The organism is Rhizobium sp. SVR5-9E, assembly GCF_056755095.1.
The window spans coordinates 1-233 of the sequence record NZ_JBNDHS010000790.1 but is presented as its reverse complement, the minus strand read 5'-3'; the positions used below and the strand labels follow the sequence as shown (position 1 = coordinate 233).

At 66.5% G+C, this 233-nt stretch carries 1 protein-coding gene; it reads left to right on the top strand.

The features are described from left to right. On the top strand, positions 1–233 hold a 233-nt coding region (locus tag ACPYOJ_RS37000; protein WP_481420631.1), incomplete at both ends, for an ABC transporter permease subunit.

The window sequence follows — 233 nt, the reverse complement described above, 5'->3', positions numbered from 1 at the left end:
CCCAATGCAGTCATCATCTGGGCAGCTGTCGGCGCCGTTACGGTCTTCGGCTCTACCCGCACGACATTTGGCCGCGCCGTCTACGGCATCGGCAACCAGGAGCGCGCGGCCTATCCCTCCGGCATCAACACCCGGCGGATCGTCCTAATCGCCGTCATCGCTTCGGGTGCGCTCAGCGTCTGCGGTGGAGTGCTGCTCGCCGGCTATGCGTCGAAGGCCGCGCAGTCGATGGG